The organism is Arthrobacter sp. 01T425, from assembly GCF_056398725.1.
Map to the genome: position 1 here is coordinate 1 of NZ_JBFTPY010000010.1, position 11,958 is coordinate 11,958.

Consider the following 11,958-nt stretch of genomic DNA (forward strand, 5'->3'; position numbering starts at 1 on the left):
GTCGGCGTCGGCTGCCAGGGCGAGGTGGGCTCGGCGTCGTCGATGGCGGCCGCCGGCCTGGCCGAAGTCATGGGCGGCACGCCCCAGCAGGTGGAGAACGCCGCGGAAATCGCGATGGAACACAACCTGGGCCTGACCTGCGATCCGATCGGCGGCCTCGTGCAGGTCCCGTGCATCGAACGCAACGCGATCGCCGCCGCCAAAGCCATCAACGCCGCCAAAATGGCGCTCTGGGGCGACGGCACGCACCGGGTCTCCCTCGACGAGGTCATCGTGACCATGCGCGAAACCGGCAAGGACATGAGCTCCAAATACAAGGAAACCGCAATGGGCGGCCTCGCCGTCAACGTCGTGGAGTGCTAGGAAGCTGACCGACGCCGGCCGGGGCTGACGTGGCGCTGGCCGCTGCTCCGGCCATGCGGCCTACAGCTGTGCGGCCTGCAGCTGTGCAGGCGCTAGTTGTGCAGTGCCGCCCACAGGTTCAGCGAGGATGCGTACACGATCCACGACAGGTAGGGCAGCATCAGCAGTCCTGCCGCCCGGCTGATCGGTCCGAAGAGCGCCACCGTTGCGGCCACGGCCACGGCCAAAGCCACGATGATCCCGAACGCGATCCACAGCGCCGGCGTCCCGAGCGCCGGGTACAAGGCGAAGAAGACCGGCGTCCAGAGCAGGTTCAGCCCCAACTGCACGCCGTAGGCTGTCAGGGCCGCTTTGGACCCCGGGGCGCGGCTGCGCCAGACCAGCCACGCCGCGACGGCCATGGCGGCGTACAGGACCGTCCAGACGGGCCCGAAAACCCAGTTCGGCGGGGACCACGGGGCCTTGTCCGCGGTGGCGTACCAGCCGTTGACGTGGTTGGCCGTGGCCAGGCCGCCCAAGGCCGCAACGAGCGCCGACGCGCCGAGGAACAGCAGCAGCGCGACCACCTGGGAGAAGCCGCTGCCCGCGCCGCTTCCAACGCCCTTAGAGTGGCCGCCGGGCGCCCCGGGACGGCCTTCCATCGGTTGTTGCTGAGCCTGCATGAGACCAGCCTAACCGCCTGACCCGGACCGGCGGCAGGGTGCGGACCGATAGACTTGGGGCTGCATGTCCGCATGTCGCCGAAGCTCGTACCGCAATGATTGGATACCGCACCCTTGCGAGAATTCACTGCCCGTTTTGCCTCTGCCGAAGAGATTGCCAACTGGGATGCCCACGTCACGGCTAACCCCAACGGCGGCAATCTCCTGCAATCGGAAGCCTTCGCCGAGGTCAAACAGCACTTTGGCTGGAAGCCCTTGCACCTGGTGTACGAGTCGGCCGATTACACGAGCTACAACCTGGTCCTGGAGAAGTCCTTTCCGGTCCTCGGCAAGCTCTGGTACCTGATCAAGGGACCCGACGTGGCGTCGGTCGAGGACATCCCCGGGATCGTCGCGGCGAACGCGGACTTCGTCAAAAGGGCCAAGCTGGGCGTCTTCGCGATCAAGATCGAACCGGATGTTGTCTTGTCCGACGACGCCGCGCGGATCCTTGAGGGCGCCGGCCTGGTCAAGACCCACAACCTGCAGCCGAACGACTCCACGGCGCTGCTCGATATTGCGCCCGAGGAAAACCAGCTGCTGCGCAACCTGCACTCCCGGGGCCGCAACGCCGTGCGCCGCGCCATCCGCGAGGGCGTGGAAGTCCACAACGTCGAGCCCACGGAAGAGAACTTCCGGGCCATGTATGCCCTGATGACCACCACGGTGGAAGCCAAGTCCCAGGTCCGGGTGCGCGAGTACGAGTACTACCGCCAGTTCTGGACCAACTTTCTGAAGCGGGATCAGGGCAGGCTGCTCTTCGTGTACGAAAACGGGGTGCCCTCGGTGGGCGCATTCGTGATCAACTACGGCCGCAAGGGAACGTACAAGGACGGCGGCTCCCTGCAGAAGCGTGGCCAGTACGGTGACTCGCACCTGGTGCAGTGGACCGCAATCAACCAGGTCAAGGACCTTGGCTGCACCGAATACGACTTCTGCGGCACGCCGCCGAGCGACAAGCTCAAGGACACCTCAAACCCGTTCCATGGCCTGGGCCTGTTCAAGACCAGCTTCAGCAAAACCGTGACCGACTTTGTCGGCTGCTATGACCAGGTCCTGAGCCCGCTGAAATACAAGGCCTGGATGATGGCGGGGGAGCGCGTGGCCCGCCAGGTCTACACCCGGCGCACGGGCCAGCAGTTTTACTAAACAGCCGACGAGGACAGTGAGGAGGCCGGAATGAATAACGGATACAGCGGCCACCGCAGGCCGCCCACGGACGGCCTGCCCCGAACGCAGCCGATGTCGCCGGTGGAGGTGCGCCAGAACGCCGCCGCGAAGCGCATGTTGCGCAGGTTGGTACAGGGCGAGAACCCGCCGACGGCGCCCATGAGCATCGTTGACCGGCTCGCCGGCAGCCCCTATGCGAACCCGATGATCCAGGTTGGCGGGGTGGACGCCTCGGCCCGCAAGACGATCGACTTTGCCTTGCATCTGGCGGAATCGATGTTCCGTTACGGCGCCGGAGCCCTGGAAGTTGAGACCAGCATCATCGCCATCACGGCCGCCCTGGGACTGAAGAACATCGAAGTGGACATCACCAACCAGTCGGTGGCCATCAACTATGCCCCCAAGGACCAGACGCCCATCACGTTGCTTCGTGTCGTGCGGTCCTGGACCAACAACTACGCGGGCTTGGCCAAGGTGCACCAGCTCGTCACGGACATCGTCTCCGGCGGCGTGGGACGTGAGGAGGCTGTGCGACGGCTTGAGGACATCACCCACAGTTCCAAGCCATTCCCGCGCTGGATGGTCACCGTGGCATTCGGCGTGTTCTCGGCCGTCTTCGTCGGTGTTCTCGGCGGCGACCTCGGAGCCTCTGCGGTCGCTTTCGTCTCCAACCTGCTGGTGAGCCTGCTGGCCAGGCAGCTAGGGCGGTGGCGCACACCTGACTTCTTCGTCACCGCCTCGTGTTCCTTCCTGGTCACCTTCATCGCCCTGCTGTTATGGCGTTTCGGCGGCATGGTAGGAATCCAGATACCGCCGGCCATCGTGGTGGTCGGCGGAATCCTGCTGCTACTGCCGACCGGCCGGCTCGTCTCCTCGGTGCAGGACGCGATCAACGGCTTCCCCGTCACGGCGGCCGGCCGTTTCCTCTCCACCATGCTGACCTTCGGCGCGCTCGTTGCCGGCATTGCCGTCGGCTTCGTAGTCGGGGATATGACCGGCATGGAGGCGATCAATGTCACCGAAACATTCCCTCCGGCGTATCCGTGGTGGGCCGTGGTCATCCTGATCGCCATCGCGGTGCTGATGATCGGCATCACGGAACAGACCAGCTGGAAGCTGCTGCTGCCGACGGCGGCCGTGGGGGTGGTGGGCTACCTGGTCCTCATCGGCGGCGACGCCCTGGGCATCGGATCCCGCTTCGCCCCGGCCCTCGCTGCCGTGGTGATCGGCCTGCTGGCCCGCGTCGTGGCCCTCCGGATGGGCGCCCCACAGTTGGTTGTGGCCGTTCCCGCCGCGCTGATTCTGCTCCCGGGGCTCACTATATTCCGGTCGATGTATGTATTGACCATCGAGGAATCGGAGATTCTCATGGGCGCCGGCGGCATGCTCAACGCCGGGGCCATCGTGCTCGGTGTCGCTGCCGGCGTCGTGCTCGGCGACACCCTGGCGCGGCCCCTGACGCGGAGCCTGGCGAGCAACGAACGGCGCAGGGCCCGCCGCCGCTAGATCTTGCGAGGAATGCCCGTCCGGCTCCCCTAAGGCGCCGGGTATCCCCACTTTGCCGGGACGCGACGGCGTGTCAGCCCGCCGCGCCGGCGTGTCCCGGCGTCGTGGTGGCAAAGGTGGGGAAACTCCGCAGCGCCACCCGCCGGACAGCCAGGGGAGGCGATCCGCTAGATCTTGCCGATGGGCAGCTTCTTCTCCGCCTGGAAGTCGTCCTCCACCCGGCCCTTGGCCCAGTAGCCCGAGAGGGACACCTGGGCCCGCTCCAGCCCGCGCTGCACGTAGAACACGTCCCGGAGGCCCTTCATATAGCCCCGCTCGCCGTGGGCGAAGACCTGCACCCGGCCCTCGGGCCACTCGGCGTCGCGCACCGCCGTGACCAGCAGTTCGCTCTCACCGGCGGGTGCGCCGCCGCGCAGCAGCCAGCGCAATTCGACGCCGGCCGGCCCGGCGATGGCCTGGACGTCGGCGTCGCTGTCCACTTCGAGCAGGGCGAGGCCGCGGGCATCCTCCGGCAGGGATTCGATCGCCGCGCCGATGGCCGGCAACGCTGATTCATCGCCGGCAAACAGGTACCAGTCCGCGGCCGGATCCGGGTTGTACCCGCCGCCGGGGCCGGTGAAAGTCAGGCGATCGCCGGGCTGGGCCGAGGCCGCCCAAGGGCCGGCGAGCCCCTCGTCGCCGTGGATCACAAAGTCAATGGCCAGTTCCTGCGCCGCCGGGTCCACCCAGCGGACCGTGTAGGTCCGGGTGTGCGGCCACTGACTGCGCGGCATGGTTTCCCGGATGGCCCACAAATCCAGCGGATCCGGGTATTCGACGCCGGGTTGCGGAAAGACGATCTTGACGTACCGGTCCACATAGTCGTTGTTGACGAACCCGGCGAAGCCAGGGCCCCCGGCGATGATCCGGACCATATGCGGGGAGAGCTGCTCCCTGCGCAGGACCGTCAGATCGGTCTGGGGGCGCGAATTCCGGGTGGCGGTGGTGGCTGCGGGGACGGATGTCATGCAGCTAAGCCTATCCAAGAACCCCCGGCGGGAGCTTTGCGCGGGGGCCTGTTACGGCAACGGCGGAAGCTCCCAGTCGACCGTCCCGTTGCCTTGTTGCAGCAGCAGGGCGTTGGCCCGGCTGAACGGCCGGGACCCGAAGAAGCCGCGCGAGGCCGAGAGCGGGCTGGGGTGGGCGCTGGCGATCACGGCTGCGGATCCCAGCAGCGGCCGCACGGACTCGGCATCCTTCCCCCACAGGATCGCCACCAGGGGGGCATGGCCCGCGCCGGATACGGACGAGCGGCCGGCGACTGCCCGGATGGCCGCCGCCGTCACAGCCTCCCAGCCCTTGTTCCGGTGCGAGCCCGCCGCGCCGGCACGGACGCTGAGCACCCTGTTGAGCAGCAGTACGCCTTGGTCCGCCCAGTGGCTGAGGTCCCCGTGGACGCGCGGGGGGAAGCCGAGATCGGCCTGAAGTTCCTTGTAGATGTTTGCCAGGCTGCGGGGGATCGGCCGGGTGGCGCCGTCCACGGCGAAGGACAACCCCACGGCGTGCCCCGGCGTCGGATACGGGTCCTGGCCCACCACCAGCACGCGGACGCCGGCCAGGGGCTGCCGGAAAGCCCGCAGCAGGTTTGCCGGCGAGGGCAGTACGCCGTGCCCGGCGGCCACTTCGCCCGCGACAAAGGCGAGGGCTTCGCGCAACTCCGCCTCCACCGGCGCCAGCGGCTCCGCCCAGTCAGGAGCAACCAGCGCGTCCAGCGGCCGGCGCGCCAGGTCCTCGAAACTGAGGGTGTCCGCGGCTGCGGGCTCCAGCTCGAACAGCGCGTCGGGTTCACTGGCGGGGTCAAACTCGGCATCAAACACAGCACCCATTCTTCCCCAGCTGCGGCCCGTTTCTGCGCCCGCCCGAATGACAACCCTGTCATTCGGCCGTACCATTGGGACTGACTTTTTAACGGATACCAGCCAGGTTTTTCGGAATCAACCAGGAGTGTGTCGTGGCCGAAACAGCGCAAGAGCACGTGCTCGCGGGGGATTCTGCCGGATTCCCAACCGCCGGCGCGGGCCCGGACGGGGTGTCCGCGGAGTCTGCGCTGAGCGCCCGCGACCAGCAGATGCTGGCCTTGGAGCGGCAATGGTGGAAGTACGCCGGGGCCAAGGAACAGGCCATCCGCGAGCTGTTCGATCTGTCCGCCACGCACTACTACCAGATCCTCAATGCCCTCATCGATACCGAGGATGCGCTGGCCCACGATCCCATGCTGGTCAAGAGATTGCGTAGACTACGTACATCACGCCAACGTGCCCGCACTGCCCGTCGTCTGGGAACAGATTCGTAAAGTCGCGTCACGAGCAGCCGGATGCGCACGTCCTGTTGCGTCCGTTCCGGCCTCGGGCACCCCGTATGAAATCAGCAAGGACGTCGTTTTACCATGACCAAATACGCTCGGGATGAATTTGATCGGGTCCCGGAGACCTCTACCCGGCAGGGAGTCCACCGGGCCGTCGCGGCATCGCGGCGGCGGAGCCTGGCGCCGATCCTGGCGGCCGGCTGCGTAGCCCTGGCCATCGGCCTGGTGGCCTTCCTGATCCTGCCGAAGCTCGGCTTCTCCGCAGGCCAGGCCGCGGCCGTGACGGCCGGTGGCAGCGCGTCCGCATCTGCCAGCAGCAGCCCGTCCGCCACGAGCACCATGAGCCCCAGTCCCACGCCGACGAGCCCGGAGCCGGCCGGCACGGACGCCGCCGCCGCGCCGGCGGCTTCGCCGTCAGCTACGCCGAGCGCCACAGCCGCCGCCGTCGACAAGACGCAGCCGGTGACGATCTACAACGCGACCACCACCGCCGGCCTCGCCACCCGCGTCGGCGGCACCGTCACCTCCGACGGCTGGGTCCTGGGCGAGACAGGCAACTGGGGCGGTGTCCCGCAACAGACGTCGGTGATCTTCTACAGCGGCGTCGAGCAGAAGGACAATGCGGAGGCACTCGGAGCCCTCCTCGGCGTCGACACCCTCGTGGACTCTGCCGAGTTCAACATGCCCCTTGTCGTCGTTCTCGGCCCCGGCTACCAGTAGCCAATCCGGTTACGCCTCAATAACTATTAGGCGGCGGCCCTGCCCGCCGCCGGCGTTCCTGGGGGACGCTGTGGGTACAGTATCTGCGGATTTCTCTTCGCAGTCCGCGGCGCACATCGAGGTGGGCCGCACGCAAGCTAGCTGAAAGTGTGGACACCATGGCACTGGGAACCGTCAAATGGTTCAACGCCGAAAAGGGCTACGGCTTCATCGCCGTGGACGGTTCCGAGAACGACGTCTTCGTGCACTGGTCCGCGATCGTCGGGGAAGGCTACCGCGCCCTGGACGAGGGCCAGCGGGTGGAACTGGAAGTCGGCGAGGGCGAAAAGGGCCCGCAGGCCGAAAGCGTCCGGCCCGCCTAGTGGTACTGGCTGCCGTCACGAACGCCCCAAGGAACGCGGCCGGGCGCCGCGGAGGACATTTGCCGCTGGGCCGCGCCCTGGCGGCGGGCACCGTAGCGGCCCTGGCCCTGACGGGGTGCCTGGGCCCCGCGGGCAGTGCCCGCGTGGCCAGCGCCGACGCCAGCGGTGACGGCACCCTGCGCATCGGCCTGATCCTGGACAACACGGGCAAGCAGAACTTCCTCAACGCCTCCGAGCTCGCGGCGGCCAAACTTGCCGTCAAGGAGATCAACGCTGCCGGCGGGCACAAAGGCAAACCGGTGGAGCTGCTGCCGGAAACCATCAGCACGGACGCCGCCGCCCAGGCGAAAGCGCTGGTTGCCGCCAAGGCCGACGTCGTGATCGGCCCGACCGATTCCAGCCGTGCCCCGGCCGCCATCGACGTGCTGGCCAACGCCAAGGTAGCCGTGATCTCCCCGGCCAACACCGCCGCCGCGCTCAGCAACTACAAGAGCGGCGGCTACTATTTCCGCACCTCGGCCGCCGACATCGCCCAGGCATCCGTCCTCGCCAAACTGGTCAAAGACGGCGGCGCCAGGACCCTGGCGGTGCTGCATGAGGAAGGCGACTACGGCAAAGACGTCGCCGCCGCAGTCGTTGGTGCGGCGAAACAGTCCGGACTGGAAGTCGTGGCGGACTCGGAGTTCACCCCCGGCCAGGCGCAGCAGGCTGCCGCCGCCGCTAAGGCCGCCAACCCCGACGCCGTCATCCTGGTCTCGCGCGACGGCGCACAGGGCGCCATCGCCGAGCTGAACAACGCCGGCCTCGCCGGCAAGAAGCTGGTCCTCAGTGACGGAGCAGTCAGCAAGTACGGCTCTGGCCTGGGCGCCCGGGCGCTCGAGGGTGCACGCGGGATCCTGCCCGGCGTGTTTCCCTCCGCAGCCTTCCAGGCGGACCTCGTGGCCGTTGATCCCGGGCTGAAGGACATGGTGTTCGCCGCCGAGACGTACGACGCCGTCGTCCTGGCCGCCGTCGCCGCCGCCGCCGCAGAGGACGACGCCGGCACCTCCATCGCGGCGTCCCTCGTCGCGGTCTCCGGCGGAACCCCGGCAGCAGGCGGAACCGGGGCCGGCGGCAGCCAGCCGCCCAGCGAGTCATGCACGAGCTACAAGGACTGCGTCGGCGTCCTCCGGGCAGGCCAGCGGCCGGACTACGACGGCCAGTCCGGACGGATCAACTTTGATGCCCACGGCGACATCACCGAAGCGAACTACATGGTTTCGACTTACGGCGAGGACAACCTGCCCACGGTGGACGGCACAGAAGCCGCGAGCAGCAGCGGCGGCTGATCGCTCGTAGCGTATTGTGCCCGCGTGGCGGCCGGTTCCGGCCGGCCACTGCTTGCACTCTCCCCGGGGGAGTGCTAATTATTGATTTAGCACTCCAGCGCACTGACTGCTAACACGACGCCCGGTCCGCCCGGCCGCGAAGTGGGGCAGCCGGTCCAGGAGCTAAAGAAACACCTTGCTGGGGTGAGATCCCGGACCCGGCGGCATACAGAGGCCGCGGGGTTGGGATCGTCCGTCGCGGGCACCACAGCGAAGGTTCATTCTTAACGACTGTCCCGAAAGGACTACTGCCGTTATGGCCAAGATCATTGCATTTGATGAAGAGGCACGCCGCGGTCTTGAGCGGGGCCTGAACATCCTCGCCGACGCCGTCAAGGTCACCCTCGGCCCGCGGGGACGCAACGTCGTCCTCGAAAAGAAGTGGGGCGCCCCCACGATCACCAACGATGGTGTTTCCATCGCCAAGGAGATCGAGCTGGACGATCCCTACGAAAAGATCGGCGCCGAGCTGGTCAAGGAAGTTGCCAAGAAGACGGATGACGTCGCAGGCGACGGCACCACCACGGCAACCGTGCTGGCACAAGCCCTGGTCAAGGAAGGCCTGCGCAACGTCGCGGCCGGCGCTGACCCGCTGTCCCTCAAGCGCGGCATCGAGAAGGCTGTTGACGCGGTCACCGTCGAGCTCCTGGCCTCCGCCAAGGAAATCGAGACCAAGGAAGAGATCGCCGCCACCGCGTCCATCTCCGCCGGCGACAACGAGATCGGCGCCCTGATCGCCGAAGCCCTCGACAAGGTCGGCAAGGAAGGCGTCATCACCGTCGAGGAGTCGAACACGTTCGGCCTCGAGCTGGAGCTGACCGAAGGCATGCGCTTCGACAAGGGCTACATCTCCGCCTACTTCGTCACCGACGCTGAGCGCCAGGAAACGGTCCTTGAGGATCCGTACATCCTGATCGTCAACTCCAAGATCTCCAACGTCAAGGAACTGGTTGCTGTCCTGGAAAAGGTCATGCAGTCCAACAAACCGCTGCTGATCATTGCCGAAGACATCGAGGGCGAGGCCCTGGCCACCCTGATCGTCAACAAGATCCGCGGCACCTTCAAGTCCGTCGCCGTCAAGGCTCCGGGCTTCGGCGACCGCCGCAAGGCGCAGCTGGCCGACATCGCCATCCTCACCGGTGGCCAGGTCATCTCCGAGGAAGTCGGCCTCAAGCTTGAGACCGCCGGACTCGAACTCCTTGGCAAGGCCCGCAAGGTTGTTGTCACCAAGGACGAGACCACGATCGTCGAGGGTGCAGGCGACGCCGACCAGATCGCCGGCCGCGTGTCCCAGATCCGCGCCGAGATCGAGAACTCCGATTCCGACTACGACCGCGAGAAGCTGCAGGAGCGCCTGGCCAAGCTGGCCGGTGGCGTTGCAGTCATCAAGGCCGGCGCCGCAACCGAGGTCGAGCTCAAGGAACGCAAGCACCGCATTGAGGACGCCGTCCGCAACGCCAAGGCTGCTGTCGAAGAGGGCATCGTCGCAGGCGGTGGCGTTGCCCTGATCCAGGCCGGCGCCAAGGCATTCGCGAACCTGCAGCTCTCCGGTGACGAAGCAACCGGCGCGAACATCGTCCGCGTTGCCATCGACGCCCCGCTGAAGCAGATCGCCTTCAACGCCGGCCTCGAGCCCGGCGTCGTCGTGGACAAGGTCCGCGGCCTGCCCGCAGGCCACGGCCTCAACGCCGCCACCGGCGAGTACGTCGACCTGCTGGCCGCCGGCATCAACGACCCGGTCAAGGTAACCCGCTCTGCCCTGCAGAACGCGGCTTCCATCGCCGGCCTCTTCCTCACCACCGAGGCCGTTGTAGCCGACAAGCCCGAGAAGGGTGGCGCCCCGATGGGCGGCGGCGACGACATGGGCGGCATGGGCGGCATGGGCGGTTTCTAACCACCCGCGCCAGCCATCACCGGCTGTTCGACGACGGCGGTCCCACCTTCGGGTGGGGCCGCCGTCGCCGGTTAAGCGCGGCCCCTGTCCAAGGGAGCGTCGGTGGGCGTCGGCGGGTTCTGGCAGGATAGGTCAGTGACGATTACAGCAGCGGCCGACGGTTCGGCCTTAGGAAATCCTGGCCCGGCCGGCTGGGCCTGGTACGTGAATGACGACTGCTGGCGGGCCGGGGGGTGGCCCCACGGCACGAACAACCAGGGCGAACTCATGGCGGTGCTGGACCTGTTCCGGGCAACGGCGCACATGCCCGGGGAAGACCTGCTGATCCTCTGCGACAGCCAGTACGTCATCAACGCCGTGACCAAGTGGATGCCCGGCTGGAAACGCAAGGGCTGGCGCAAAGCCGACGGCAAGCCGGTGCTGAACGTGGACCTCCTCAAGGACATCGACCAGGCGCTCGTGGGCCGCAAGTACACCTTCGAGTGGGTGCGGGGCCACGCGGGGCACGAGCTCAACGAGGCGGCCGACGTCCGCGCCCGGGCAGCGGCCACGGCGTACCAGCAGGGCGTGGCCGTCCGGCAGGGTCCCGGGTTCGGCACCCCGGAGGGCGAACCGCCAGCGGGCGAACCGCCAGCGGGCAAAACACAGCAGGGCATGACACAGCAGGACAAGATGCAGCCCGCCGCCCAGTCCGCCGCCCCACCCGCCGCCCCCCCCGCGACCCGGCCGCAGGCAGCCCCGGCGCCAGCCGGCCAGCAGGAACTCTTTGGCGCGCCGGGGACCTACGACGAACCGGACCTCTTCAGCGAACTCGAAGAAGAACCTGCCGTAGACCGGGCGGAGGCCAGCGCCGAAGCCGTCGTCGAGTCCCTCGAACGCGAACTGCTCCGCCCCGAAACCCGGGCAGACCTGGGCCGCACGGGCGTGCTGCTCCACCCGGACTTCACCGAAATCGGCAGCTCCGGCCGGATCTGGACCCGCGACGCCATGATGATGTCACTCGAGGACAACCCGGGCGGAGCCGTGGAGCTGGAACTGTTGGGCGCGGACCGGCTGGGTGAGAAGACCATCCTGCTGACCTACCGCAGCCACACCCGTGAGGGATCAGCCCTGCGCAGCTCCCTGTGGGTCCTTGAAGGCGCCCAATGGCGCCTGCGCTTCCACCAGGGCACACCCGAGGCCTGAGGGCGCGTGCGGCTCACGTGAAGCGCTGCGCATTGCCCAGTTCCGCCTGCGCATAGGTGGCGGCCGCGGAGTTCAGCGCGAGGTTGATGGACGCCAGGGACGCCTCGACCCTGCCCTGGGTCAGCGTCCACTCGGCCACGAGGGTTTGGAAATTAGTCGCCGCGGAGCCCCGCCAGCTGCCCTGGAGCTCGTCCAGCCCCCGTTTCATGGCGTGGACGTCCGCGCTGATCCTCTCCACCGTGGCCTGCACGTTGGCGGACTTCAGCTGGAGGAGTTCGGTATCGACGGAGATGATGCTCATGGAAATGCCTCTCGAATGCTCGGGAGGCGGCCGCGGCCCGGCGAA

General features: G+C 67.6%; 13 protein-coding genes. 9 read left to right on the top strand and 4 right to left on the bottom strand.

Features of this window, described 5'->3' with window-relative positions:
* Positions 1 to 363, top strand: a 363-nt coding sequence (locus tag AC1DNG_RS12080; protein ID WP_476887431.1) for an L-serine ammonia-lyase, iron-sulfur-dependent, subunit alpha, incomplete at its 5' end; no start/stop codon positions are given.
* 92 nt (positions 364 to 455) lie between these two features.
* Here AC1DNG_RS12080 and AC1DNG_RS12085 read toward each other — a convergent pair.
* Positions 456 to 1,025: a TspO/MBR family protein gene (locus AC1DNG_RS12085; protein WP_476887432.1), complete on the bottom strand. Its 570-nt coding sequence runs from the start codon at positions 1,023 to 1,025 to the stop codon at positions 456 to 458.
* Between the two features lie 114 nt (positions 1,026 to 1,139).
* On the opposite strand from AC1DNG_RS12085, the gene AC1DNG_RS12090 reads away from it, so the two are divergent.
* A complete protein-coding gene (locus tag AC1DNG_RS12090) occupies positions 1,140 to 2,213 on the top strand; it encodes a lipid II:glycine glycyltransferase FemX (RefSeq protein WP_476887433.1) in 1,074 nt (357 codons plus the stop codon).
* A gap of 30 nt (positions 2,214 to 2,243) precedes the next feature.
* A complete protein-coding gene (locus AC1DNG_RS12095) occupies positions 2,244 to 3,740 on the top strand; it encodes a threonine/serine exporter family protein (protein ID WP_476858013.1) in 1,497 nt (498 codons plus the stop codon).
* 167 nt (positions 3,741 to 3,907) lie between these two features.
* Here AC1DNG_RS12095 and AC1DNG_RS12100 read toward each other — a convergent pair whose 3' ends face one another.
* Both AC1DNG_RS12100 and AC1DNG_RS12105 read right to left on the bottom strand, forming a co-directional pair.
* On the bottom strand, positions 3,908 to 4,747 hold the full coding sequence (locus AC1DNG_RS12100) for a siderophore-interacting protein (protein WP_028276959.1): 840 nt from the start codon (positions 4,745 to 4,747) through the stop codon (positions 3,908 to 3,910).
* Between the two features lie 51 nt (positions 4,748 to 4,798).
* The gene (locus AC1DNG_RS12105; protein WP_476887434.1) at positions 4,799 to 5,605 is read right to left on the bottom strand and encodes a uracil-DNA glycosylase; all 807 of its coding nucleotides are present in this window, start codon (positions 5,603 to 5,605) and stop codon (positions 4,799 to 4,801) included.
* A 203-nt stretch (positions 5,606 to 5,808) separates the two neighbouring features.
* Here AC1DNG_RS12105 and AC1DNG_RS12110 point away from each other — a divergent pair, with 203 nt between their 5' ends.
* The 6 genes from AC1DNG_RS12110 to AC1DNG_RS12135 all read left to right on the top strand — a co-directional run bounded on the left by AC1DNG_RS12110 (position 5,809) and on the right by AC1DNG_RS12135 (position 11,612).
* Positions 5,809 to 6,072, top strand: a complete 264-nt coding sequence (locus AC1DNG_RS12110) for a DUF3263 domain-containing protein (RefSeq protein WP_223915291.1) — start codon at positions 5,809 to 5,811, stop codon at positions 6,070 to 6,072.
* A gap of 93 nt (positions 6,073 to 6,165) precedes the next feature.
* Entirely contained in the window at positions 6,166 to 6,804 is a 639-nt protein-coding gene (locus tag AC1DNG_RS12115) for a LytR C-terminal domain-containing protein (protein ID WP_476873477.1), read from the top strand.
* 158 nt (positions 6,805 to 6,962) lie between these two features.
* Positions 6,963 to 7,166: a cold-shock protein gene (locus AC1DNG_RS12120; protein WP_230008017.1), complete on the top strand. Its 204-nt coding sequence runs from the start codon at positions 6,963 to 6,965 to the stop codon at positions 7,164 to 7,166.
* A 59-nt stretch (positions 7,167 to 7,225) separates the two neighbouring features.
* A complete protein-coding gene (locus AC1DNG_RS12125; RefSeq protein ID WP_476887435.1) occupies positions 7,226 to 8,494 on the top strand; it encodes an ABC transporter substrate-binding protein in 1,269 nt (422 codons plus the stop codon).
* Between the two features lie 295 nt (positions 8,495 to 8,789).
* Positions 8,790 to 10,427, top strand: a complete 1,638-nt coding sequence (gene groL / locus AC1DNG_RS12130; protein WP_079555368.1) for a chaperonin GroEL — start codon at positions 8,790 to 8,792, stop codon at positions 10,425 to 10,427.
* A 135-nt stretch (positions 10,428 to 10,562) separates the two neighbouring features.
* Complete coding sequence (locus AC1DNG_RS12135) at positions 10,563 to 11,612, top strand: RNase H family protein (protein ID WP_476887436.1); 1,050 nt, start codon at positions 10,563 to 10,565, stop codon at positions 11,610 to 11,612.
* 13 nt (positions 11,613 to 11,625) lie between these two features.
* On the opposite strand, the gene AC1DNG_RS12140 is transcribed toward AC1DNG_RS12135, so the two are convergent.
* Positions 11,626 to 11,913 carry a WXG100 family type VII secretion target gene (locus AC1DNG_RS12140; RefSeq protein WP_026538909.1) on the bottom strand — a complete coding sequence of 96 codons (288 nt, stop codon included), beginning with the start codon at positions 11,911 to 11,913 and terminating at the stop codon, positions 11,626 to 11,628.
* Positions 11,914 to 11,958: the final 45 nt, after the last annotated feature.

What these genes read in the sequence shown, in the direction of transcription:
- AC1DNG_RS12120 (WP_230008017.1), top strand. Translation starts at nt 6,963, where the DNA reads ATGGCACTGGGAACCGTCAAATGGTTCAACGCCGAAAAGGGCTACGGC.
- AC1DNG_RS12105 (WP_476887434.1), bottom strand. Translation starts at nt 5,605, where the DNA reads ATGGGTGCTGTGTTTGATGCCGAGTTTGACCCCGCCAGTGAACCCGAC.
- groL (WP_079555368.1), top strand. Translation starts at nt 8,790, where the DNA reads ATGGCCAAGATCATTGCATTTGATGAAGAGGCACGCCGCGGTCTTGAG.
- AC1DNG_RS12095 (WP_476858013.1), top strand. Translation starts at nt 2,244, where the DNA reads ATGAATAACGGATACAGCGGCCACCGCAGGCCGCCCACGGACGGCCTG.
- AC1DNG_RS12100 (WP_028276959.1), bottom strand. Translation starts at nt 4,747, where the DNA reads ATGACATCCGTCCCCGCAGCCACCACCGCCACCCGGAATTCGCGCCCC.
- AC1DNG_RS12085 (WP_476887432.1), bottom strand. Translation starts at nt 1,025, where the DNA reads ATGCAGGCTCAGCAACAACCGATGGAAGGCCGTCCCGGGGCGCCCGGC.
- AC1DNG_RS12115 (WP_476873477.1), top strand. Translation starts at nt 6,166, where the DNA reads ATGACCAAATACGCTCGGGATGAATTTGATCGGGTCCCGGAGACCTCT.
- AC1DNG_RS12140 (WP_026538909.1), bottom strand. Translation starts at nt 11,913, where the DNA reads ATGAGCATCATCTCCGTCGATACCGAACTCCTCCAGCTGAAGTCCGCC.